Origin of the sequence: Pseudomonas sp. BF-R-01 (assembly GCF_019946615.1) — a bacterium.
GTDB lineage: Bacteria > Pseudomonadota > Gammaproteobacteria > Pseudomonadales > Pseudomonadaceae > Aquipseudomonas > Aquipseudomonas migulae.
Genome location: NZ_JAGYFX010000023.1, coordinates 1 through 23,894, shown reverse-complemented (window position 1 = coordinate 23,894; position 23,894 = coordinate 1). Strand labels below are relative to the sequence as shown.

General features: G+C 60.0%; 20 protein-coding genes, 1 pseudogene and 1 riboswitch. Of the genes and pseudogenes, 7 read left to right on the top strand and 14 right to left on the bottom strand.

Annotation, left to right across the window (positions count from 1 at the left end):
* Window positions 1-104 precede the first annotated feature (104 nt).
* The 3 genes from zapE to KGB27_RS11370 all read right to left on the bottom strand — a co-directional run bounded on the left by zapE (window position 105) and on the right by KGB27_RS11370 (window position 3,299).
* Complete coding sequence (gene zapE / locus KGB27_RS11380) at window positions 105-1,199, bottom strand: cell division protein ZapE (RefSeq protein WP_008025947.1); 1,095 nt, start codon at window positions 1,197-1,199, stop codon at window positions 105-107.
* A 90-nt stretch (window positions 1,200-1,289) separates the two neighbouring features.
* The gene (locus KGB27_RS11375; protein ID WP_008037280.1) at window positions 1,290-2,645 is read right to left on the bottom strand and encodes a tryptophan--tRNA ligase; all 1,356 of its coding nucleotides are present in this window, start codon (window positions 2,643-2,645) and stop codon (window positions 1,290-1,292) included.
* Between the two features lie 24 nt (window positions 2,646-2,669).
* Window positions 2,670-3,299: an alpha/beta hydrolase gene (locus tag KGB27_RS11370; protein WP_223437261.1), complete on the bottom strand. Its 630-nt coding sequence runs from the start codon at window positions 3,297-3,299 to the stop codon at window positions 2,670-2,672.
* 144 nt (window positions 3,300-3,443) lie between these two features.
* On the opposite strand from KGB27_RS11370, the gene KGB27_RS11365 reads away from it, so the two are divergent.
* Complete coding sequence (locus KGB27_RS11365) at window positions 3,444-3,878, top strand: YhcB family protein (protein WP_008025941.1); 435 nt, start codon at window positions 3,444-3,446, stop codon at window positions 3,876-3,878.
* Between the two features lie 275 nt (window positions 3,879-4,153).
* Here the strand turns inward: KGB27_RS11365 and KGB27_RS11360 are convergent, their stop codons facing one another.
* From KGB27_RS11360 to KGB27_RS11330, 7 genes are all read right to left on the bottom strand, one after another.
* The gene (locus KGB27_RS11360; protein ID WP_223554529.1) at window positions 4,154-4,858 is read right to left on the bottom strand and encodes an OmpA family protein; all 705 of its coding nucleotides are present in this window, start codon (window positions 4,856-4,858) and stop codon (window positions 4,154-4,156) included.
* 102 nt (window positions 4,859-4,960) lie between these two features.
* Window positions 4,961-5,602, bottom strand: a complete 642-nt coding sequence (locus tag KGB27_RS11355) for an MBL fold metallo-hydrolase (protein WP_008025937.1) — start codon at window positions 5,600-5,602, stop codon at window positions 4,961-4,963.
* 87 nt (window positions 5,603-5,689) lie between these two features.
* Window positions 5,690-8,428, bottom strand: coding sequence for a LuxR C-terminal-related transcriptional regulator (locus tag KGB27_RS11350; protein ID WP_223554527.1), 2,739 nt, complete (start codon window positions 8,426-8,428; stop codon window positions 5,690-5,692).
* A 174-nt stretch (window positions 8,429-8,602) separates the two neighbouring features.
* Complete coding sequence (locus KGB27_RS11345) at window positions 8,603-9,967, bottom strand: DUF1329 domain-containing protein (RefSeq protein WP_008037263.1); 1,365 nt, start codon at window positions 9,965-9,967, stop codon at window positions 8,603-8,605.
* Window positions 9,968-9,995: 28 nt separating this feature from the next.
* Complete coding sequence (locus KGB27_RS11340) at window positions 9,996-11,966, bottom strand: DUF1302 domain-containing protein (protein WP_008037261.1); 1,971 nt, start codon at window positions 11,964-11,966, stop codon at window positions 9,996-9,998.
* Window positions 11,967-12,303: 337 nt separating this feature from the next.
* Window positions 12,304-13,986, bottom strand: a complete 1,683-nt coding sequence (locus KGB27_RS11335) for a fatty acid--CoA ligase (protein ID WP_008025929.1) — start codon at window positions 13,984-13,986, stop codon at window positions 12,304-12,306.
* A 247-nt stretch (window positions 13,987-14,233) separates the two neighbouring features.
* Window positions 14,234-14,863: a LysE family translocator gene (locus tag KGB27_RS11330; protein WP_008025927.1), complete on the bottom strand. Its 630-nt coding sequence runs from the start codon at window positions 14,861-14,863 to the stop codon at window positions 14,234-14,236.
* A gap of 246 nt (window positions 14,864-15,109) precedes the next feature.
* Here KGB27_RS11330 and KGB27_RS11325 point away from each other — a divergent pair, with 246 nt between their 5' ends.
* From KGB27_RS11325 to KGB27_RS11315, 3 genes are all read left to right on the top strand, one after another.
* Complete coding sequence (locus KGB27_RS11325; protein WP_192419212.1) at window positions 15,110-16,075, top strand: 2-hydroxyacid dehydrogenase; 966 nt, start codon at window positions 15,110-15,112, stop codon at window positions 16,073-16,075.
* A gap of 32 nt (window positions 16,076-16,107) precedes the next feature.
* Complete coding sequence (locus KGB27_RS11320) at window positions 16,108-17,106, top strand: class I SAM-dependent methyltransferase (protein ID WP_008025924.1); 999 nt, start codon at window positions 16,108-16,110, stop codon at window positions 17,104-17,106.
* A 40-nt stretch (window positions 17,107-17,146) separates the two neighbouring features.
* A riboswitch (yybP-ykoY riboswitch) is annotated at window positions 17,147-17,270 on the top strand.
* 89 nt (window positions 17,271-17,359) lie between these two features.
* On the top strand, window positions 17,360-17,944 hold the full coding sequence (locus tag KGB27_RS11315; protein ID WP_008025922.1) for a TMEM165/GDT1 family protein: 585 nt from the start codon (window positions 17,360-17,362) through the stop codon (window positions 17,942-17,944).
* Window positions 17,945-18,066: 122 nt separating this feature from the next.
* On the opposite strand, the gene KGB27_RS11310 is transcribed toward KGB27_RS11315, so the two are convergent.
* Window positions 18,067-18,885 (bottom strand): M48 family metallopeptidase, encoded by an 819-nt coding sequence (locus KGB27_RS11310; RefSeq protein WP_192228959.1) that lies wholly within the window; start codon window positions 18,883-18,885, stop codon window positions 18,067-18,069.
* Between the two features lie 156 nt (window positions 18,886-19,041).
* Here KGB27_RS11310 and KGB27_RS31560 point away from each other — a divergent pair.
* Window positions 19,042-20,445: pseudogene (locus KGB27_RS31560) on the top strand (HAMP domain-containing protein); the annotation flags it as partial.
* Between the two features lie 12 nt (window positions 20,446-20,457).
* Window positions 20,458-21,300: a methyl-accepting chemotaxis protein gene (locus KGB27_RS31555; protein ID WP_411736649.1), complete on the top strand. Its 843-nt coding sequence runs from the start codon at window positions 20,458-20,460 to the stop codon at window positions 21,298-21,300.
* Between the two features lie 113 nt (window positions 21,301-21,413).
* Here KGB27_RS31555 and KGB27_RS11300 read toward each other — a convergent pair whose 3' ends face one another.
* The 3 genes from KGB27_RS11300 to KGB27_RS11290 are packed head-to-tail and all read right to left on the bottom strand — an operon-like array spanning window position 21,414 to window position 22,524.
* The gene (locus tag KGB27_RS11300) at window positions 21,414-22,037 is read right to left on the bottom strand and encodes an SOS response-associated peptidase (protein WP_008025916.1); all 624 of its coding nucleotides are present in this window, start codon (window positions 22,035-22,037) and stop codon (window positions 21,414-21,416) included.
* Window positions 22,038-22,072: 35 nt separating this feature from the next.
* A complete protein-coding gene (locus KGB27_RS11295; RefSeq protein ID WP_008025915.1) occupies window positions 22,073-22,333 on the bottom strand; it encodes a putative signal transducing protein in 261 nt (86 codons plus the stop codon).
* Between the two features lie 8 nt (window positions 22,334-22,341).
* On the bottom strand, window positions 22,342-22,524 hold the full coding sequence (locus KGB27_RS11290; protein WP_192228957.1) for a CPXCG motif-containing cysteine-rich protein: 183 nt from the start codon (window positions 22,522-22,524) through the stop codon (window positions 22,342-22,344).
* A gap of 139 nt (window positions 22,525-22,663) precedes the next feature.
* On the opposite strand from KGB27_RS11290, the gene KGB27_RS11285 reads away from it, so the two are divergent.
* The gene (locus KGB27_RS11285) at window positions 22,664-23,830 is read left to right on the top strand and encodes a 1-acyl-sn-glycerol-3-phosphate acyltransferase (RefSeq protein ID WP_032828604.1); all 1,167 of its coding nucleotides are present in this window, start codon (window positions 22,664-22,666) and stop codon (window positions 23,828-23,830) included.
* Window positions 23,831-23,894: the final 64 nt, after the last annotated feature.

Below are 23,894 nucleotides of genomic sequence, written 5' to 3'. Positions count from 1 at the left end.
GCGTCCTTGAGATAGCCATCGCCGGCAAGCCGTGCTCCTACAGGGGATCTGCAACGTACAAAAAAGGCCTGCAATTGCAGGCCTTTTTCATTTTCCGAAATTTCCTACGGCTTGTGAGCCCGGGACAGGAATTCGTGGGATTGCATTTCCAGCAGACGGCTGAGGGTGCGCTGGAATTCGAAATTCAGGCGACCGCCGGTGTAGAGGTCTTTGAGCTCGACTTCGGCGGAAATGATCAGCTTCACGTTACGGTCGTAGAATTCGTCGACCATGTTGATAAAGCGTCGGGCGATGTCGTCGGTGGTGACGCTCATCTGCTCGACACCGCTGAGCAGCACGGCGTGGAAGATCTTGCCCAGTTCGATGTAATCGTTCTGGCTGCGTGGGCCGTCGCAGAGCTCGCGAAAGTCAAACCAGGCCACGTCATCGCAGGTGCGCAAGGCACGAATTTCGCGGTTCTCGATGATCAGCACATCGTTCTCGATGGCCGCCGTGCATTCCGGCGTCAGCGCACGGAAGCTCTTGCGCAGGCTTTCGTGAGACGCCTCATCGAGCGGGAAGTGGAACAGCTCCGCTTGCTCGAGGTGACGCAGACGATAGTCGACGCCGCTGTCGACGTTGACGATCTCGGTGTTCTGTTTGATCAGCGCGATGGCCGGCAGGAAGCGCGCACGCTGCAAGCCGTCCTTGTACAAACCGTCCGGGACGATGTTCGAAGTGGCAACCAGGGTCACACCGTTCTTGAACAGCTCTTCCATCAGCGTGCCGAGGATCATCGCGTCGGTGATGTCGGAAACGAAGAATTCATCGAAACAGATCACTCGCGACTCGTCGGAGAAGCGCTTGGCGATGATGGTCAGCGGGTTTTTCTCGCCACCGAGGGTCTTCATCTCTTCGTGCACACGCTTCATGAAGCGGTGGAAGTGAGTCCGGGTCTTTTCCTTGAACGGCAGCGCTTCGAAGAAGGTGTCGACCAGGTAAGTCTTGCCGCGACCTACGCCGCCCCAGAAATACAGGCCCTTGACCGGCGCCTGTTCTTTCTTGCCAAACAGTTTGCCGAGCAGGCCCGGTTTGTTCTGCGAGGCCGCGACCAGATCGTCGTACAGGCGCTGCAAATGGCGCACGGCGGTTTCCTGCGCGGCGTCATGGAAGAATTCCGGGCGTTTCAGATCAGCTTGATATCGTTCTAGGGGCGTCATAATTCGTTAGCAAGGCAACAAAAACGGGCCGTCACTGTAGCGATGGCCCGTGGGAATGGCAATCGGCCCTTGGTCGGACCGAGCCGTTGATTATTCCTGAACCGGCGTCAGCGCAATCCGCAAAGCGTCGATGGCAACGTCACGGGCCGCCGTGTCGGCGAACGCCGGGCTATCGGCCACGCATTCGCCTTCCAGCCAGACGCTGAAGCTCAGGTCTTGATTGCGCACGTCCAGAGGCTGGCCCGCTTGCAGTTGCTTGGTCACCTGGCCAGCGGTTTTACCGTCAGCAAAGTTGCGCGACAGCAGCAGTTGCTCGCCATCGGCCGCCAGCAGGCGGAAGCGGAAACTGCCGTCGTCTTCACGGAAGCTGACAAAACGCGCAGCTTTCGCGGCTTTCTTCTTGGTGGTCGCCGCGACTTGCGTCTGGGCCACGAAAGAACGCAAGCCGACCGCTTCACGCAGCTCGTTGAGGAAAGGCGTCGCCACGGCACGGGCCTTTTTCGCACCGATTTGCAGGATGTCTTCCAGATCAGCCGGGCGTTCGATCAGTTGGTGATAACGCTCGCGGGACTCGCCCAGTTCACTGTCGAGCAGTTGGAACAGACGATTCTTCGCCTCCCCCCAACCCAGGCCCTGCAACAATTCGCTGCGGAATTCGTCGGACTGTGCCGGGGTGGCAAAGGCCTGGAACAGCGTGAACAGGTGCGAATTGTCTGGATCTTTGGCTTCGCCCGGCGCGCGGGAGTCAGTGACGATCCGCGAGATCGCGTCTTTCATCTCTTTGGCGCTGCTGAACAACGGAATGGTGTTGTCGTAGCTCTTCGACATCTTGCGACCGTCGAGGCCGGGCAGCGTCGCGACGCTTTCTTCGATCAGCGCCTCGGGCATGGTGAAGAACTCTTTGCCCTGGCCAAACAGATGGTTGAAACGCTGACCGATATCCCGGGCCATTTCCACGTGCTGGATCTGGTCACGACCGACCGGCACCTTGTGTGCGTTGAACATCAGGATGTCCGCGGCCATCAGCACCGGATAGCTGTACAGGCCCATGGTGATACCGGCATCCGGGTCTTCGCCGGTTTCGACGTTCTTGTCCACCGAAGCCTTGTAGGCGTGGGCGCGGTTGAGCAAGCCCTTGGCGGCAACGCAGGTCAGCAACCAGGTCAGCTCCGGGATTTCCGGGATGTCGGACTGGCGATAGAACGTCACGCGGTCCACATCCAGGCCACCGGCCAGCCAGGTCGCGGCGATTTCCAGACGCGAGCGCTGGATGCGCAGCGGGTCATCGCATTTGATCAGGGCGTGGTAGTCGGCCAGGAAGTAGAACGAATCGGCATTGCTGTCGCGGCTGGCAAGGATCGCCGGGCGGATGGCGCCGGCGTAGTTGCCCAGGTGCGGCGTGCCGGTGGTGGTGATGCCGGTGAGGATACGGGTACGAGTCGTCATGGGTAATCGCTTGTCAGACTGCAATCAATTCGAAAGACGCGGCAGGATCAGATCCTTGAGATCGGTCAGCTTGCCATGAAAAAAGTGTCCGCATTCTGCCACTTTCAGCAGCTCATGGGGACGATCGAGTTTCTCGGACCAGTCGTAGACAGCTTGCGGGTCAATGACTTCATCGGTTTCCGGCTGGATCAGGGTCAGCGGGCAATTCACCGGCAGCAGGTCGTAACCATTGAGCCGGGTGACAGCGGCGGCCACCATGAACAAATGCTTGAGCTGTTCACCCTGCGCTTCCAGGCGTCCGCCGAGACTTGCTGCAACAAAACCACCGAAGGAGAAACCGAACAACGTCAGCGGCAAATCAGGATGTTTGGCGCGCAGCCATGCGGCCGCTGCCTGGGCATCGTCGACTTCGCCGGTCCCCATGTCGTGCGAGCCTTCGCTGGCACCGACGCCACGGTAATTGAAACGCAAGGTAATCAAACCGGCATCGCGCGCGGTGCGCTGCAGGGTCGAGACCACTTTGTTGAGCATGGTGCCGCCCTGCACCGGGTTCGGGTGGCAGATCAGCGCGATGCCGCGCGGCTGCTCGATATCCAGGTAAAGTGCTTCCAATTGCCCGACCGGGCCGTCAATCACTACAGGGGTTTCGCGCATAAGCAAGGAAGGAACTCCGTGACCTCGAATCGGGTCGACTCGTCTAGCAAATTGTCTGTGCCGATGTATTGCGAGTGAATCGCGGTATACAGCGCAGGTTCGAGCCGTTAACGTAAAGCAAAGCCGTTTATAGAGGAAGGACTCGTGGAACACTCGCTCTTAGTTTGGTTGTTGCCGACTCTTGCCCTGGTTGTGGGTGTCGCCATTGGATTCCTGATCGCTCGCCTGGTGCCGAACGCCGCGCCGAGCAGCACCCAACGTCAGCTGGATGACATTCAGGAACGTTTTGACAGTTATCAGAACGAGGTGGTTACCCACTTCAACAGCACTGCAAACCTGGTCAAGAAACTGACTCAGAGCTATCAGGAAGTGCAGGATCACCTCGCCGAGGGTGCCAACCGCCTGGCCCTGGACGAGCAAACCCGCCAACGCCTGCTGGCTTCGCTGCACGCCGACGCGGCAGCGGCCCCACGGGAACGCCTGACGCCACCGCGCAATCAGGAGCCGCCTCGCGACTACGCCCCCAAAGCCCCGAACGCGCCGGGCATGCTTGATGAGCATTACGGCCTGAAGAAGTAATCAGGTTTCGCGCGATACACAAAAGCCCTCGGACGAGTGATTGTCCGGGGGCTTTTTTGTTGCTGATCCAATACCTTTGGTGCCGACTCGGCCCCTTCGCGGGCAAGCCCGCTCCCACAGGGATCGCGTACCTATCAAGCGACTCGGTCACTGTGGGAGCGGGCTTGCCCGCGAAGGGGCCAGAACTGGCGACACAAAAAAACCGCCCGATCTGTTTAGGATCGGGCGGTTTTTTTTACGCCTGGGGTTCAGTCAGGTGGGTAAAGGGGCTGCGTTTACTGCTGTGGATACTCTTGACCCGGAATCGCCTTGAGGTTGACCTCGACGCGACGGTTCTGTGCCCGGCCATTGACGTCGCCGTTGCTGGCAATCGGGTTATCCGGCCCGGCGCCGCGCGCCGACAGGTTGGCACCACTGACACCTTGGGACGTCAGGTAAGTCGCCACGCTCTGCGCACGACGCTGGGACAGGTCCATGTTGTGCTGATGGCTGCCGGTGCTGTCGGTGTAGCCAACGATTTCGATCTGGTTCTGGTTGAACTCTTTGAGCGAACCGGCCAGGTTGTTCAGCGGCTGATAGAAGCTGGAAGCGATGTTCGCCGAATCGGTGGCGAACGTGATGTTGCCCGGCATGATCAGCTTGATCTGATCGCCCTGACGCTGCACTTCAACACCGGTGTTGGCCATGCTGGCGCGCAGCTTTTTCTCTTGCTGGTCGGCGTAGTAACCGTAACCGGCAGCCGAAGCACCCACTACGGCGGCGCCGATCAGCGCACCCTTGCCACGGTTATCGTGGTTGATGGCGGCACCGGCCAACGCACCCGCCAGAGCGCCGAGGCCGCCGTACTTGGCGGTTTTGCTCATGCCCGTGGAACCACCGTCGGCCTGCCCCTGGCTGCTGTCATATGGGTTGGGCGAGGCGCAGCCTGACAACAAGGCCACAGCCGTAGCGACAATAATCAAACGCTGCTTGGTGAACATGAAGAACTCCTACTTTTTGCATTCTGGGATGCAACGGGTCTTAGGCATTGGTTCTTTGCGGGCGTTTGATCATTTCGGGCGCAGAAAATTCCGTCGATCCCCTTAAGCCCGCACAAAAGGGTTGTCGCGCATTTCATCACCCAGACGCGTATCCGGACCATGACCGGTCACCACCGTTGCGTCTTCATCAAGGGTGTACAGGCGCTGCTTGATCGAACGCACGATGGTCGCCTGATCACCACCCCACAAATCCGTGCGCCCTACCCCGCGACGAAACAACGTGTCACCGGCAATCAGCAGCTTAGCCTCTGAAAACCAAAAGCTCATGGAACCCGGCGTATGACCTGGCGTGTGCAACGCCACGCCGCAACCGCAGGCAAGTTCTTCATCGTCGGCCAACCAGCGATCCGGCGATGGAACCGGCGTGTAAGGCACACCGAACATCTGGCATTGCATCTCCAGATTGTCCCAGAGGAACTGATCCTCTTTGTGCAAGTGCAGGGTCGCGCCGGTTTTCTCCTTCAACTGACCGGAGGCCAGGAAGTGATCGAGGTGCGCATGGGTATGGATGATGCTGACAACCTTCAGGCCCAGGGCATCGAGTCGGGCGAGGATCAATTCGTGATTGCCGCCCGGATCGACCACGATGGCCTTCTTCGTCACCGGATCGCCGATGATCGTGCAGTTGCACTGCAACGGGCCTACGGGGAAGGTTTCGCGGATGAGGGTCGGTTGTTGGGACATCGGGGCATGCTCGATAAAAACGGGGACGAGGGATTTTCGCACACAATTGCGTCCAGCCATTGACCGCCTGTGTATCGTCACACTACGTCAGCCCAACACTCCCAATGCCTTGGCCCTCGCCACCGCCTGCGTGCGCCGCTCAACCCCGAGCTTGCTGTTGATGTGGCTGGCGTGGGTTTTAACCGTGTGCAGGGAAATGAACAGCTGATCGCTGATTTCCTGGTTCGAGCAGCCTTGGGCAATGAGCTTCAGAACCGACAGTTCGCGGGAACTGAGTTGCTCGCAGGCTTGTGAGGGCTCCGGAGCAAGGCGTGCAGCGATAACGGGGAGTCGCTCCGACAGGCTCTGCGATACCGTCGCTTTCGCGCAGTTCTGCAGTTGCTCGCGAAGCCAGTCAGGGCATTTATTCAACAAGCCATCAAAAGGCTGCAGCGCGCCGCCACTGGCCGCTTCAAGGGCCTGAGCGAAGGACTGCCGGGCTTCAGGCTCGCGGTTGTGCGCAAGGAGCAGTTCGGTTTTTTGTGTCAGCGCCATCACACTGAGCAACTGCCGACCGGTTTGCTGACCATGCTCGAGTAACGCATTCAATCGCCCTTCGGCCAGCATCGGCTGCGCCTGAATGACCTCAAGCAAGGCCTGCTGCAACTCGATATGCAGTGGCAGTTGCGGATGGAATTCCGGCGGTGCCGCAGGCGTTTCGCCGTTGTAGGTCTGGCCCAATCGTGCGAGCCAGGCTTCCGCCAGATCGGTGCGTCCCTGGGCCAGCCAGAGTTCGCATTTGACCAGGGTAATCATCGCCAGGTAGTAAATCGGCGGGACGTCCCAGATATGCATCAGCCGTTCGGCTTCGGCGAGTTCGGCAAAGGCCTTGGCGAACTCGCCGCTGCTGCCTTCGAGCCGGGCGATCACGCAATGGCCGATCAGGACACTGATGTCGCGACAGGCACGGGCCTCAGTCAAACCGGCCTGCAAACGCAGCCGCGCGGTCTGTGGTTGCAGGCGCAGGGCCAGCAGAAATCCTTCGTACAAGGTCAATCGAGCACGCACGGCATACAGCCGTTGCGGCGACAACCCTTGCAGGCGTTGCAATCCCTGACGGACTTCGTCCAGCGAGCGCAGGATTTCCCCTCGCGCCTGCAACACGCGCGCCCGGTCGTAATGGGCCAGCGCTTCAAACAACGGATTGCCCACCCGTTGCGCCAGTTCAAGCGAGTCGCGGTTCAAACCACGGGCACGCCACAAGTCGCCGTCGGCAATGGCCAGGTTGGAAAGGGTCGAGAGACACATCAGGCGCTGGCCGTAGCGTTTCGATGGCAGGCTTTCCAGCGCTTCGGTGCAATACAGCAGCGTCAATTCGCGGTTGCCGCGCCCGCGGGCAATGATCCCGCTCAATGCCAGCCATTGCGCCAGCATGGATTTCTGCGCAGTGGCCGACGGGGCCGGCAGGAAGCGGCTCAGATGATTGGCCAACTCTTCGGCGGCGTCGAGCTGACAGGCCAGCCCCAAGGCCCAGCTGTAAAGCACGATCAACCGTGGCGTGCTGATCAGCAGGCTGTCGGGCAAGTCCATTTTCCAGCGCAGCAACATGCCGACATTCTGTTCCGCCAGCAATTGCTCTTCCGAAAGGTTCTGCACCAGGTTGGCCGCGACATCCAGATGCCCGGCGCGCAACGCCTGCTCCACCGCCTCATCGAGCAGGCCCTGGGCATTGAACCAGCGACACGCGCGTAGATGCAGGCTGGCCGCCGGCACCATCGCCTGTGAGGTTGGCCGGGTGCGCAGCAGGTCGGAAAACAGATGGTGATAGCGGTACCAGTGGCCATGTTCGTCCAGCGGTACGAGGAACACTTGGTGCGCAAGCAGAAAACGCAGGATCTCGGCACTGTCATGCGCTTCGCGAACGGCATCGCACAGCTCGCTGCAAAAACGCTCTTGAGGGGCCGTGTCATAGAGGAACGACTGCACCTCGGCGGGCAGGCAATCGATGACTTCTTCAAGCAGGTAATCGCGAATCAGCCCTTCCCCACCGTGCAGGGACTGGGGTAACGCACCGTCGGAACCCGCTTCGGAAGCCGCCAGCAACCAGAAACGCAAGCCGGCAACCCAGCCTTCACTGCGCTGGATCAGGTTTTCCAGTGCTTCGCCACGCAACGAACTGCTGTGCCGATCGAGCAGGGTCAAGGCTTCGTCGTGGGTCAGGCGCAGATCCTGCTCATGCAACTCAAGCAATTGTCGCGACAACCGCAGCCGCGCCAGATGCCAGTCCGGACGCTGGCGACTGGTGACCATCACCAGCAAGCCGTCGGGAAGGTGATTGAGGAAAAACTGCAGGCAACGATCGAGCACCGGCCCCTGGGCCAGATGATAGTCATCGAGGACCAGCAGCAATGGCGCTGTCGGCAACAGGTGCACGGCCAACTCATCGAGCAAGCCGTCCAGCCATTCTTCAAAAGCAAACGGCTGATGCCGCTGACGCATTTTCAGCAGCCCCAGAGACTGGCAGCCCAACTGCGGAAAAAAGTCCTGAAGGCCTTCGAGCAATCGCTCCAGAAAACGGCCTGGATCGTTGTCCCGCGGACTCAACCCCAGCCAGAGACTTTGCCAATGCGCCGGCAGCCCCTGACAGAACTCCACAGCCAATGAGCTCTTGCCAAACCCCGCCGGCGCGCTGACCAGCAGCAGCCGGCCACCGAGACCGGCACTGAGGCGCTCGCATAAACGAGGCCGCAGCACATGGCCGTCGGGCAGCGGAGGCCGATAAAAACGCCCGTCCAATGTTGCGACGGTAACGCTTGCATGGCCCGGGAGTGGGGACAGATCAGTCATGGCCGGCTCTTGTTTGAAATGCTGTTGGCGGCGTTGCAGATGTCCGCAGACTAGCGGTAAACGAAGAGGTAATGAAGGTTATTGCTACAAATGGCTACAAAAAGTCTACGAACAAAAAAAAGCCCCGAACCAGTCGGGGCTTCTTTCGAGGATGCGGCCTCTGTTCAGTTCAGGTTAACGAACCCCGGTCTGACGCAATGCCGCCGGCGTGAAGTCGCTGGTGGTGGCAGTGAAACCGAAGTTGTATGCCGACTTCTCTTCGTTCTTCATGCCCAGTGCCAGGTAACGGCCGGACTGCAGGTCGTAGAGGGCTTCCAGGGTGTACCAAGGCACTTGAACGTTGTAGTAGTTCTGGGAGTGAGCTTCCGCTACACGCCAGAGCTGGTTACGACCGTCGTAGTGATCAATGACCGCTGCTTGCCAGGTATCTTCGTCGATGTAGAAGTCACGCTTGGCGTAGATGTGACGCTGACCTTCCTTCAGGGTTGCAACCACATGCCAGACCCGACGCAGCTCGTAACGAGCCAAGTCCTGGTTGATGTGACCGGCCTTGATGATGTCGGCGTACTTCAGCTTCGGATCGTCGAGCTTGTAGCTGTCGGAGGCGATGTACATCTCTTTCTTGCCTTCGAGCTTCCAGTCGTAACGATCCGGTGCACCGTTGTACATGTCCAGGTTGTCGGAGGTACGCAGGCCGTCCGCCGCGGTACCCGGCCCGTCATAAGACACTTGCGGAGCACGACGCACACGACGCTGACCGGCGTTGTAGACCCACGCCGAACGTGGTTCCGCTACCTGATCGAGGGTTTCGTGCACCAGCAGCACACCACCGGCCAGACGTGCAGGCGCGGTCACTTCCTGCTTGAAGTAGAACAGGATGTTGCCCGGGTTCGCCGGATCGTAATCCTTCATCTTGTCGCGGAATACGAACTGATCCTGGAAGTACACCAAGCTGTACGAGCCGTTCGGCTGCGGGGTGGCCTGGGTCACCAGACGGGTCACGCTGCCACCGCGATAACGGGTGATGTGGTTCCAGATAACCTCAACGCCGCTCTTTGGAATCGGGAACGGTACGGCTGTCTCGAAGTTTTTCAGCCCGTTGCCGCCGGACACCAGCTCCGTGGCAGTGGCGTTTCTCTTGATGGCAGCGAACACGTCATCCGGCACGGTCGCGCCGCGATGGGACGGGTAAACCGGCATCTTGAAGGTTTCCGGGTAACGCTTGAACATCGCGTACTGGCCTGGAGCAAGCTTGTCCTTGTACTGATCGACGTTCTGCGCCGTGATGGTGAACAGCGGTTTTTCACTGGCGAACGGGTCGGACAGGAAACCTTTGGCGTCGGCGGTGCCGGCGTTCTTCGCCATCGGCTTCCAGGCTGGAATCGAACCGTCAGCATTGCCCGCCATCTCGGCGCCCATTGGCGTCAGGCTCTTGCCCAGCTTGTCCGCTTCGGCCGCAGGGACCGCTGCCATCACACTGGTCGCCAGCAGCGTTAGCCCCAGAACTCCAGCGTTGAACAGACTCTTTGTTGTTTTCATAGGTGTGTTCGTCCTGAAAATGCAGTGCTTAGAAGTTCACGCCGAAGCTGAGCGCAACGAAGTCGCGGTCATCCACGGTGGTGTACTTGCCGTCAAAGAAGTTGGTGTAGGCCAGGGACGCGGTGTAGGTGTTCTGGTACTCGGCATCGAGACCCAGGCTGACCGCTTTGCGACCTTCCTCGAAGTTGCCGCCAGGGCCAGGCGAGTAACCGTCGACGTCATGGGACCAGGCGATGTTCGGCTTGAAGTTCACACCGGCGATCACGTCGTTGTATTCCCAGATAGCACGAGCGCGATAGCCCCAGGAGTCAGTCGTGGTGAAGCCATCGTTTTCGCAGTAGCGGTTGACGTTGTTTTGCGGACCGCCTGCCAGGGTCGAAGCGTTCAATGCCTGGCACTGACCGTTTGGCAATGGACCTGGGCCGTAGCTCGGGTCACGTCCGTAACGGGCTTTCGAAGTGCTTTCCAGGCCGCCGACGTGAGTCCAGCCAACCTCGCCCACCAACGTCAGTCGCTCGGCACCCATCACCTGATCGAAGAAGTGGGTGAAGGTTGTCTGCAGTTGAGACACTTCCTTGCGACGATAGCCATGCTGATCCGCACCAGGCTGCCCTTGCAGCACGGAAACGCTAGGGTTCAGTGGTGTCAGGCCGGAAAAGAGGATGTCGGTGGTGTTGAGCTGTACCGGTGCGTTCGGACGGTAGCTGAACTCACCACTCCAGGCGGTGCCGGTAGGCAACGTGGTGGAGAAGCTCAGGCCATAAAGCCGAATGTCTTCCGGATATTCGATGAAGTAGCTGGAGTTACCCGCCACCACCAATGGCAGGGTTTGCGCCGCCAGTCCGTTCGCGCCACCCACGATGCCAGCTGCGGTTCCCAGCGGAATGCCTGTGCCAACCAGTGCGCCAGTCAGAGCGCCACCCAGTGCCTGTGCGTTATAGGCGCTCGCCGGAGCCCCCTTGCCGCTGAAAATCGGCGCACGGCTGTGGTAGTTCATCATGTAGGCACCGAATTCGGTGTCCAGCGGCTCGAACATGTACTTGAAGGACACGCCGAACTGGCCACTGTCACGCGCATCGCGATCCGGACCACGACGAACGATCGCGCCTTCGTCCGGGTTACCCCAGTTCACGCCCCTGGCAGCCAGCGTGTTGAGGACCGCGTTGCGCGAGGCGGCTGGCAAACGAGCGGCCGCCAACGAGTTGTTGAGCCCGTTACGGGTCCGCAGCACGGCCAGGTTGTTATCGCAGCCATCGGAAATCACGTCCGGTTGCGAGAAGAACGTACCGCAGTTGTCGGTAACGGTCTGGTCCCATTCCAGTTGATAGAACGCTTCCGTGGAAAGGTTCTCGGTCAGGCTCTGGGACACGTAGAACATGTTGACCGGGATCAGGCCTTCCTTGATCTCGGCACCTGGACGGCGGAACGCGGAAACGTCGATCGGGTTGATCGAGTTGATGCCGCCGCCGATGAACGTACTCTCGCCCCAGCTGACCACTTGTTTGCCCAGACGCACGGAACCCGGCTGATCGGCAACCGAGTAGTTGTGGTAGACGAAGGCGTCGAGAATTTGCCCGCCGGAGGACTTGGCGCCTTCCTTGCGGTTGTTGTCGCTGATGTCCTTGAACGGACGGTCTTCGTCCTTGAGTTCGAAGTCATACCAGTATTTGCCCCGGACGAAGATGCCGGTGTCGCCGTATTTCAATTCAAGGTCATGGATGCCTTTGAAGATCTTCGAGAAGGTTTCCCCGCTCTTGAAGTTCAAGTGGCCGTCATCGGAGGTCTGGGACAGGCCACGACCACCGTTGTTGACGCCGATGAGGTTCTTGTTGGCGCTCTCGGTAGACCAACTGGCACCAATCGACAGGGATGAGTCGAACTGACCTTCGATTTCACCAACGTTGAAACTGACGCCGAATGCGGGCCCGGCGAGCGAAGAGGCAAGACTGACAGCCAGAGGCAGTTTTGCCCGGCGCCAGAACTGGTTTACTGATGTCATCGACGCTACTCCATGTGCATTATTGTTATGGCATTGAGTACTTTTAAAAACGCTGTGGTTGACCGGAAGCCAAGGCATTCCGAATTCACTCCAAAGTTGCATCGCCCCGTTTTGTGCGTGTGCCCCGTTCTTAAAAATCCTTGAGCGGACTATAGCCAGCAGGTAGTACTGCTTGATCCCTCTAAAGTGTGATTTGCAGCTGCCGGCCACTCTGGAACAGTCCTTTCGCCAAGCCGACACCTGTCGGCACGGGAATGATGGCTGAAAATTCTGATTTCACAAGCCAAGCGCTTGCTTGGTGGGGCTGGCGTGCCATTTCGGGCACGCCGGAAGGCGCTTAAAGCGTCGAGAGGAAGGTGCTGTTGTTGGCTTGCCATTCAGTGATGTCGAGGCGAATTCGCTTCTTGTCGAGTTTGCCGACACTGGTCTTGGGAATTTCAGTAACAAGGGCGATCTGGCTCGGGATGGCCCACTTGCTCAGGTGCCCCAGCTCCACAAATGGCTTGAGGTGCTCCTTGAGTTCCCTGGCCCCGATTACATGGCCCTCACGGATCACCAGCAAGGCAAACGGGCGCTCGCCCCACTGCGGATCGGCAATGCCCACCACTGCTACTTCGCGTACCGCTGCATGGCGACTGATCAGGTCTTCCAGGTCCAGAGAGGAAATCCATTCGCCGCCGGTCTTGATCACGTCCTTGATCCGATCGCGAATGTCGATCACGCCCATGCTGTCCAGCGTCGCCACGTCCCCGGTGTGCAGCCAGCCACCGGCCCAGAGCTCCGCGCCCTTCTGCGGCTCATTGAAATAGCCTTCGGTGAGCCACGGCGCACGCAGCACCAATTCACCCTGGGTCTCGCCATCGGCGGGCAGGAAGTTACCGTCGGTGTCGACAATGGCCGCTTCCACCAAAGGCCCCGGCACGCCGGCCTTGATCCGGTACGTGGTGCGTTCGTCTTCGGTGCCCGCCATCAGCTCATCGTTGAGGTGCGCACAGGAAACCAGCGGGCCGGTTTCCGACATGCCGTACGCGGCGGTCAGCTGAATGCCTTTGGCTTTGGCGGCTTCGTACAACGCACGATTCAATGCACTGCCGCCGATGACGATTTTCCAGCCGCCGAAGTCGGTGCCCTGCGCCGCCTTGGCGTTGAGAACCATCTGCAGGATGGTCGGTACGCAATGCGAGAAGGTGACCTTTTCCTTGCGCCACAGCTCCACCAGGTATTCGGGATCGTAGCGCCCCGGATAAACCTGCTTGAGCCCGAGCATGGTCGCCACATACGGCAAGCCCCAGGCGTGCACATGGAACATCGGGGTGATCGGCATGTACACGTCGTTGGTGCCCAACAGCCGCACACTGTCGATGGCGCCCATGATGGTCGACACGCCCATGGTGTGCAGCACCAATTGCCGATGGGTGAAGTACACGCCTTTGGGATTGCCGGTGGTGCCGGTGGTATAGAAGGTGGTCGCGACCGAATTTTCGTCGAAATCCTGGAAGTCGTACTGCGTGCTCGCGGCCGCCAGCAACTGCTCGTATTCACCGACGAGGTTCGGCAGGTCGGCGGTTTTTTCCGGCAGGTCGGTCAGCAGCAGGGTTTTCTCGACGGTGGTCAGGTGCCCGGCAATCGCGTTGTACAGCCCGACGAATTCGCTGTTGACCAGCACGAAGCGGTCCTCGGCGTGATTCATGGTGTAGAGGATCTGTTCCGGCGACAGGCGCACGTTGATGGTGTGGATCACCGCGCCGATCATCGGAATGGCAAACATGCATTCCAGATAACGATGACTGTCCCAGTCCATCACCGCCACGGTATCGCCGGCCTTGACGCCGGCCGCCGTCAGCACGTTGGCCAGGCGTGCGACCCGTTCGATCAGGGTCGGATAGCTGTAGCGCAATTGATCGCGGTAAATGATCTCGCGGGTTTTCTCATAGCGCGCGCCGGACATCAGCAGCCGTTTGATCAGCAGCGGATACTGGTAAGCGCCTTCGGCTGGGGGGATAACGCGAGTCTGCAACATAAGAATCCCTTTTCTGACTGCACGGTCGTGGCTGAAAGTAAGCACTCTAGTGCCCTTCCATGACAACCAAATCAGCCGAAGGAATGATTTGCAACATTCAGCAAATGCTAGCGTTGCGCCAGCATTTAACAGCTATCCAGACCTGTAGGAGCCGGCTTGCTGGCGATGGTCTTGCAGGCGCAGCATCCTTTCCAGAATAGATGCGTCATCGTTAAAGACCATCGCCAGCAAGCCGGCTCCTACAAGATCAATGCATCTCGGTAAACGCGAGTTTCACGCCGATGGCGATCAGCACGGCGCCCATGGTCCGGTCGAACCAGTGGCCCATGCGGGCGAAACCGGCGCGTACACGCTGCTGGCTGAACAGCATCGCCACCAGGCAGAACCAGAAAGCCGTCGCCGCCGCCAGGTAAACCCCGTAACCGGCCTGCACCGCCAATGGCGTATGCGGATTGATCACCACGGTGAACAACGACAGGAAGAACAGCGTGGCTTTCGGGTTCAGACCGTTGGTCACGAAACCCGAGGTGAAGGCGCCGCGAGCGGTGCGCTCACCCGCTTCCTTGTGCAGATCGTCAGTCACCGGCTTGGCCGGTTGCGCGCGCAGGGCCTTGAAACCGATGTACAGCAGATACGCGGCGGCCGCCCATTTCAAGGCGTTGAACAGCACGATCGACTGGGACACGATCAGGCCGATACCGAGCAGCGAATAACCGACGTGCAGGAAAATCGCCGTACCGACACCCATCGCCGTCCAGGTGCCGGCGCGACGACCGTGGGTCACGCTCTCACGCACCACCACGGCGAAATCCGGGCCGGGGCTGGCGACGGCCAGCAGGTGAATCAGGGCAACGGTCAAAAACTCTGTCCAATACATGCGGGCTCCTCAAAAGGCAGATCGATAAAAGTACGCTCAAGGTGTCCGCAATCCCTGTGGGAGCGAGCCCTGCTCGCGATGAGGGAGTGTCAGTCGCAAAACTCTTGTCTGACACACCATTTTCGCCGGCAAGCCGGTCTCGCTCCCAAAGGGGTCAGCGTGCTATCCGATGATGCGTAACGATTTGTTTCATCTGGTAGGCTCGGCAGATTACGCCTTCAGTTCAATGCACAAAAGGTACAGTTGATGACGAACTCTCGCCGCGCCGTTTTCCTCGACCATCCCTCGCTGGACCTCGGCGATCTCGACCTCAGCCCATTGCGCGCCTGCTTCGATGATTTGCAACTGTTTGCGCAGACCACGCAGGATCAAGTGATCGAACGCCTCAAGGGCGCCACCGTCGCCATCAGCAACAAAATCCTGATCGATGCCGCCGCCATCGCCGCCAGCCCCGAGCTGAAGCTGATCCTGATCACCGCCACCGGCACCAATAACGTCGACCTCGCCGCCGCCCGCGCCCATGGCGTGACCGTCTGCAACTGCCAGGGTTACGGCACGCCATCGGTGGCGCAGCACACGATCATGCTGCTGCTGAACCTGGCGACGCGCCTCGCCGATTATCAGAAAGCCGTCGGTGAAGGTCGCTGGCAACAGGCAAAACAGTTCTGCCTGCTGGACTACCCGATCGTCGAACTGGAAGGCAAAACCCTCGGTTTGCTCGGTCATGGCGAACTGGGCGGCGCGGTCGCACGACTGGCCGAAGCCTTCGGCATGCGCGTGCTGCTTGGGCAGATTCCGGGGCGCCCCGCCCGACCGGACCGTTTGCCGCTGGATGAACTGCTGCCGCAAATCGACGCGCTGACGTTGCACTGCCCGCTCAACGAACACACTCGCCACTTCATCGGCGCCCGCGAACTGGCCTCGATGAAACCCGGCGCTTTTGTGGTCAACACCGCCCGTGGCGGCCTGATTGATGAACAGGCGCTGGCCGATGCCTTGCGTAACGGCCACCTCGGCGGTGCGGCCACCGACGTGTTGAGCGTCGAACCGCCGAGCGCCGGCAACCCGTTGCTCGCCGCCGACATTCCACGCCTGATCGTTACGCCGCACAACGCCTGGGGCAGTCGCGAGGCGCGGCAGCGGATCGTTGGCCAATTGACCGAAAACGCGCAGGGATACTTCAGCGGTAAGGCGCTGCGGGTCGTCAGTTGATAAACTGCGGCACTTTTTTCAAGGAGCAGAGTATGGATCCGCGCAGTGAAGTACTGCTTCGTCAGGCCGAGTTATTCCAGGGTTCGGTGCTGCTGGCCGGTTTGCCCGCCGATGATTTGCTCGGGCGCCTGCCCGACGCCCACGGCTGGTGCTGGCACGCCGGCGATCAGGCCGCGCTGGATGCCCGCTTCACCGAGCGCAGCCATTTTGGCGTGACTGCGCCCGAGCGCGAATTCGACACCGCCGTGGTGTTTCTGCCCAAATCCAAGGACCTCACCGATTACATCCTCAACGCCCTCGCCTCGCGCCTGGCCGGACGCGAGTTGTACCTGGTGGGTGAAAAACGCAGCGGCATCGAAGGCGCGGCCAAACAACTGAACCCGTTTGGCAAACCGCGCAAGCTCGACAGTGCGCGTCATTGCCAGCTGTGGCTGGTCACCGTGGCCGATGCGCCGCAAGCCAAATCCCTGGAAAGCCTGGCCCAGACCTACGAGTTGCCGCTGGCCGAAGGGCCGCTGAAAGTCATCAGCCTGCCGGGCGTATTCAGCCACGGTCGGCTGGATCGCGGCAGCGCGTTGTTGCTGGAACACCTGGACAAATTGCCAAGCGGCCATTTGCTGGACTTCGGTTGCGGCGCCGGTGTTTTGGGCGCGGCGGTCAAACGTCGTTATCCGCACAATCAGGTCACGCTGCTCGACGTGGATGCGTTTGCCGCCGCCAGCAGTCGCTTGACCCTGGCTGCCAATGGTCTGGAAGCGGACGTCATTACCGGTGACGGAATCGATGCTGCACCGATGGGTTTGAGTGCAATTCTGAGCAACCCGCCGTTCCATGTCGGCGTGCACACCGATTACTTCGCTACCGAAAACCTGCTGCGAAAAGCAGCCAAACATCTGAAAAACGGCGGCGAACTGCGCTTGGTTGCGAACAGCTTCCTGAAGTACCAACCGCTGATCGAAGAGCACCTCGGCGTGTGTGCGATCAAGGCCGAAGGTCAGGGTTTCCGAATCTACCGGGCCAAACGCGGTTAGCAATTTGTACTTGCCCTATCGGATTTGCCTAGGCAGAATCCGCTCCGTCCTAGGGGAGTAGTCTCCCACGAGCGCCATGCTCGTCCGGCATACGTCAACATACTTGGTCCTCAGACCATGGCGTATGCGACCCAAGCGTCCGCATCAGACGGATCGCCAGGGTTTGACAAGACCTATGACACGAACACCTTACCCGGGGCGGGAAGGCTGTACGTGTCATAGCCGTGTCGACCCGCCCCTTAGGAAAACCCTGATGCTGGATTCACTTCTCGTTCCCACCGCAATCGTTGCCTTGGCCGAAATCGGCGACAAGACGCAACTGCTCGCGCTCATCCTTGCTGCCCGCTTTCGCAAACCGTGGCCAATCATCGCCGGCATCGTCGCCGCCACCCTGGCCAACCACGCGGCAGCCGGTGCGGTAGGTGCCTGGGTCGGCAGTTTCTTCTCGGATGCGGTGTTGCACTGGATCCTCGCCGCGAGCTTCGCTGCGACGGCATTGTGGACACTGGTGCCGGACAAGATGGATGACGATGAAGCCAGCACCGCCCGCAAATTCGGGCCGTTCCTGACGACATTGATCGCGTTCTTCCTCGCGGAAATCGGTGACAAGACCCAGATCGCGACCGTGATGCTGGCCGCGCAATACCCGGAACTGTGGCTGGTGATTATCGGCACCACCCTGGGCATGTTGATTGCCAACGTGCCGGTGGTTTTGGCGGGTAACTTTGCGGCGGACAAATTGCCATTGACCCTGATTCGTCGACTGGCGGCGTCGGCGTTCTTCGTCCTGGCGATTGTCGCGGTGTACAAGGCGATGCAGAGCAGTGGGTGGGTTTGACGCGTTAGGTCGTTAGACCGCGTTATCGTTCATCGCGAGCAGGCTCGCTCCCACATTGGAATGCAATCACCTGTGGGAGCGAGCCTGCTCGCGATGAGGCCCGAGGCTTCAAAACATAACTATCAGGACTTCCGCGCGTTCTCGTACAACGGCATCACCTTCGGAATCGCCGCCTGCAACGACGCAATCCGACTGGACGACGCCGGGTGAGTGCTCATGAACTCCGGTGGAGAACCTTCCGAAGCCTTGCTCATCTTGTTCCACAGGGTGATCGCGGCGTTCGGGTTGTAACCGGCGCGGGCCGCCAGTTCCAGGCCGATCAGGTCCGCTTCGTTTTCGTTGGCGCGACTGTTGGGCAGCGTCATGCCGTAGTTGGCCACGGTGTCCGCCAGGGCCAGGCTGTCCTGGCCCAGACCGAGCAAGGCACCCGCGCCCTGCTTGGCCATTTCGATGCCGTACGCCTTGGACATCGCTTCACGACCGTGCTCACGCAGGGCGTGGGCGATTTCATGGCCCATGATCGCGGCGATTTCATCGTCGGTCAGTTGCAGGCTGTCGATCAGCCCGGTGTAGAAAATGATCTTGCCGCCAGGCCCGCAGTTGGCGTTGAGCTCATCACTCTTGATCAGGTTGACTTCCCATTTCCACTGGGCCGAATCCGGACGGAAAATCGGCGCCTGGGCGATCAGCCGATCAGCGATCACCTGGATGCGCTTGGCATCGTTGCTGGTCTTGTCCAGCACACCTTTGTTGGTCGCCTCGCCAACGGTCTTTTGATAAGACTGGGCGTACATCTGGTTGACCTCGTCCGAGGACAACATGCTGAACATGTACTGCTTGCGCTCCACGCCCACGGCTCCGCCGCTGGTGGTGTTGACCGACTGACAACCCGCGAGCAGCAGACCCGCGCTCAGAGCACACAAAACCAATCGCTTGTTCATCACAAAACTCCCTCGAAACATGCCGCGTATCCTAGGCGTCGATTTGTATCGGCGCCAGATACAACAGACATACAGACGTGGATTTCGGACAAAGCTCTCATCAACAGTAGGAAAAATTCACATACCGCCACCCGCCACGGCCAGTCACGGCCGGCAATGATTCAATTGCGACATCGACGGCTCCAAAACAGCCATTTCGTCGCACCTCACTCATGGCCCTCGAGCCCCCTGCCGATACAGCACCGCAGAAGTCCTCTTGCGTGCGGAGCACCCATGAAATTCAAGTCCATCCAGTTTTCCGTGGCGGCCCTCGCTGGCGCCATCGTATTAAGTGTCGTGGCAGCCCTGGTGCTGTACGCGCTGTTTTCCGGCGCACGGACGCAAGACATGGTTCAGGATCGGACCCAGGCGCAATTCGAGCAAGTCATCGAGCAGCGCCTGACGTCCCTGGCGCAAACCCAGGTCAGCCAGATCCAGCGTGAACTCGAAGCGCCGCTGCTGATTGCCGGCGGACTGGTGCGGGTCAACGCCCTGATCGGCACGCCAGGCGCCGATGGCCAGCCGCAACTGAACCTGAGCCGCGAGCAATTGATCAGCCTGATCAAGGAAAACGTCGCCAAAAACCCGAAGATTCTCGGCACCTACATCGGTTGGGAAAAAAACGCCCTCGACCACAACGACGCAGCTTACGTCGACACCAAGGTCGTCGGCATCGACGCCAGCAACGGGCGTTTCCTGCCATGGTGGTTCCGCAACGAAGACGGCAGCCTGGGCCTGGACAAACTGGTGGACGTCGACGACCAGAAAACCCTGTCTACCGGCGTGCGCGCCAGCGAGTACTACCTGTGCTCGAAAGAAACCAAAAAATCCTGCGTGATTGATCCGGCGCCCTACAAGGTCGGCGACAAAATCGTCATGCTCGCGTCCTTTATTGAACCGATCATGCTCAACGGTGCGTTCCAGGGCATCGTCGGCGCCGACCTCTCGGTGAACTTCATCCAGGAAATGCTCCTGGGCGCGAACCAGAAGTTGTACAACGGCTCGGGCGTCATGGCGCTGATCGGTGGTAATGGCCGGATCGTTGCCTACACCAAGGACCCGAGCAAATTCGGCGAGAAGGTCAGTGACATCCTCGACAGCCAGCAGATCGCCAACATGGCCAATCTGAAGCGCGGCGAAGTCACCTACACCGTCGACAAGGCCCAGGGCCGGATCGAGTTGTACCTGCCGTTCGGCATCGGCCAGACCGACGCCCGCTGGACGCTGATGCTGCAACTGCCGCTGAACGCGGTGATGGCCGACCTGCAAAAACTCCAGGCCGACCTGAACACCCAGCGCAAATCCGACACCTTCGGCATGGCCATGGTCGGTCTGCTGATCGCCGGCGTCGGTTTGCTGGTGATCTGGCTGGTGGGCCACGGCATTGCTCGCCCACTGAAACAAATGGTGGCCATGCTCGATGACATTGCCAAAGGTGAAGGCGACCTGACGCGCCGTCTGACCAGTGATCGCGCCGACGAACTGGGCTCGATCGCCAAAGGGTTCAACACTTTCCTCGCCAAGTTGCAGGCGATGATCACCCAAGTGGTGACGTCGGTGCAGAGCGTCAGCGATTCGTCGGAACACACCGCTGACATCGCCATCCGCACCAACATTGGCGTACAGAAACAAATGGTCGAAATCGATCAGGTCGCCACGGCGGTGCATGAAATGACCGCTACCGCCCAGGACGTGGCGCGCAACGCGACCCAGGCGGCGCAAGCGGCCAGCCATGCGGATCAGGCGGCCTCTCAGGGCAAACAGATCGTGCGGGATACGTCGAACTCGATCGGCGTGCTGGCCGTGGAAATCGGCAAGGCTGTCGGCGTGGTGCAAAACCTGGCCAAGGACAGCGAGAACATCAACGCGATCCTCACCGCCATTCGCGGCATCGCCGAGCAGACCAACCTGCTGGCCTTGAACGCCGCCATTGAAGCGGCACGGGCCGGCGAGCAGGGCCGTGGCTTTGCGGTGGTGGCCGATGAGGTGCGCAACCTGGCGCAGAAAACCCAGAAGGCCACCGAAGAAATCCAGACCATGATCCAGCAGCTGCAACAAGGCACGCGCGATGTGGTGCGGGTGATGGAAGACAGCCAGAACCGCACCGACGAAAGCGTGCAGCATGCGGCGAAAGCGGCCGAAGCGCTGGATGCGATCACTCAGGCGGTGTCGGTGATCAATGACATGAACACCCAGATTGCCAGCGCGGCCGAGGAACAGAGTGCGGTGGCGGATGACATCAACCGGAACGTGATCAACATTGGGCAAGTGGCCAATGAAGTGGCGGGCGGTGCGGATGAATCAAGCGCGGCGAGTGCGGGGTTGACCAAGCTGGCTGAGCAGCAGCGGCGGTTGATCAATCAGTTCAAGGTTTGATTCGAGGGCCTCTTCGCGGGCAAGTCGGATCGCCGCACCGCTCGCTCCTACAGGGGATTATCGAACCTGTAGGAGCGAGGCTTGCCCGCGAAGACGTCAGCCCAGACACCCCATCAGCCGGGAGTCAAACACTCCGGCCCATTCAACTTCGGATCATTCACCAGATTCGCCAACACCCGCTCGCGCAACGCCGCGGGCTCACTGGCCAGTAATCCCTGCAACACATGCAACGGCGTCTCGGGATCGAGCCACGCCTCCTGCCCCGCCGCATCCAGGATCAACGGCCGACGCTGACTCGCCGCCGGTTGCGTGATCACGGCCGTGCTCAGCCACACCTGCTCCTGTACCGGATACGCCTCCCAGATCGCCGCGAAAAACAGCGTCGACCCCTCCCCCGGCGTCAGCCAATACGGACGCTTGCGGGTGCCGCCGCGCCATTCGTAAAAACCGTTGGCCGGCAACAGGCAGCGGCGCTCGCGCAGGGCCTGGCGAAACATCGGTTGCTCGGCCACGGTTTCGGCGCGGGCATGGGCCGGCGTGCGGGACAGATCGGTGAGCCACGGCGGCGTCAAACCCCAGCGGGCGCGGGCCAACTCACGCTCGCCGTCGGCGCCGGCACGCAGCATCAACACCGAATCATTGGGGGAAATATTCCACTGGGCCTGCTGATCGGCGGGAAAGCCAGGCAGGGCCGCGAAGGCGGGATTCCAGCGAAACAGGGCATAACGTCCACACATGGGGCAGCACGACTCTTGATCAAACGAACGTCAGCCTAACAGACCAGCGTGCCGGGAAAACTTTCCGGTTCATCGCCGGGCATCGGCAGTGCGGCATTGTACGCGGTGATCAACTCCCGGGCGTATTCGGCCTGGTCGTTATCCACCGACAAGCCCAGCAGACCGAAGATCGGCAATTCGCCGGTGCCGCCAAGCAAATCGCGGCCGACCAGATGCGCCTCGACGCCCTCGCTGGCCAACATGCTTTGCAGCAACTCGCCTTCCATCAGGTTTTCCGGTTCGTAGATTCGCTGCATGGATGCCCTCACTCGTTCTCGCTGAACACTTCGAGATGCCACTCCTCTCCATGAACCTGCAACACAAACGTAATTGGCCGACAACACACCTGACAGTCCTCGATATAGGTCTGATCACCCGCCGACAAATCCACAGTCGTCTCGACCTCTTCACCACAATACGGACATTCATACTCTGCAGTTTCCAGCATCGCGGTCTCCCAAGTGACTTGTGCGTATAATCGCCGGTCTATTTGCAGGGCTATTTTTGTCTGGCTAACTTTTCAGACCGTGCCCCGTTGGTTTTCGATCAAAACCTTTACTTACCCTAGCCGTTTCTAACAAGAGAGCATGATGGGCGAATTCGATGCCATCCGACCTTACGACGACAGCGAAGTCCCAGCGGTGCTGGCACGCTTGCTCGGTGACAAGGCGTTTCTAGATATCCTCACCCACTTCCGCTTCCCGCGTTTTGCCGGTGCCTTCGGCTGGATGCTCAAACCTCTTATAGCTCATCGGCTGCGCCGTGAGTTCGCCGGCATCGATTCGGTGGCCACGCTGCAGGACAAAGTCGAGTATTACGTCGACCACACCATCGAGCGCGCCACGGACGGTGTCACGTACACCGGCGTCGAGCAATTCAAATCCGGCAGCGCCTACCTGTTCATCGCCAACCACCGCGACATCGTGATGGACCCGGCCTTCGTCAACTATGCCGTGTACCACGCAGGCCTGCCGACGCCGCGCATCGCGATTGGCGACAACTTGCTGCAAAAGCCCTTCGTCAGCGACCTGATGCGCCTGAACAAGAGCTTCATCGTGCACCGTTCGATCACCGGTCGCCGCGAGAAAATGGCGGCTTATCAGCTGTTGTCGGCGTACATCAACCACTCGATCCGCAACGATTGCGCCTCCATCTGGATCGCGCAGGCCGAAGGCCGGGCCAAGGACGGCGACGACCGCACCGAGTCGGCGATCCTCAAGATGTTCCACATGAGCCGCAAGGACGAGCCGTTCGGCGAAGTCATCCGCTCGCTGAACGTCACCCCGGTGTCGATCAGCTACGAATATGACCCGTGCGACCAGGCCAAGGCCCGCGAACTCTACATCCGCGCCACCACCGGCACCTACACCAAGGCACCAGGCGAGGACGACGTGAGCATCGCCAAGGGAATCACTGGCTACAAGGGGCGAGTCCACGTGAACTTCGCCGCGCCGATCACCGAGCTGTTCGAAGACACCAAGCAATTGGCGGTCGAGATGGACAAGCAGATTCTCGGCGGCTACCGCTTGTTCCCGGTGCACTACCTGGCTTACGCGCAGTGGAAGGATGCCGACCCGCAGTTGCAGGTGCCGAAAGCGTCTGATGTGTTTGCTGCCGACGAACTGGCGAAAGCCCAGGAAGAATGGCAACAGCGCCTGGACGCTTGCCCGGAAGAACATCGTCCGTTCCTGGTGCTGCAATACGCTACGCCGGTGCGTAATCAGTACCGTGTGAAGGCCGGGTTGCCGTTGTAACTCCGGCCTGGATACAAACCCTGTAGGAGTGAGCCTGCTCGCGATAGCGCTGTGTCAGCTACAG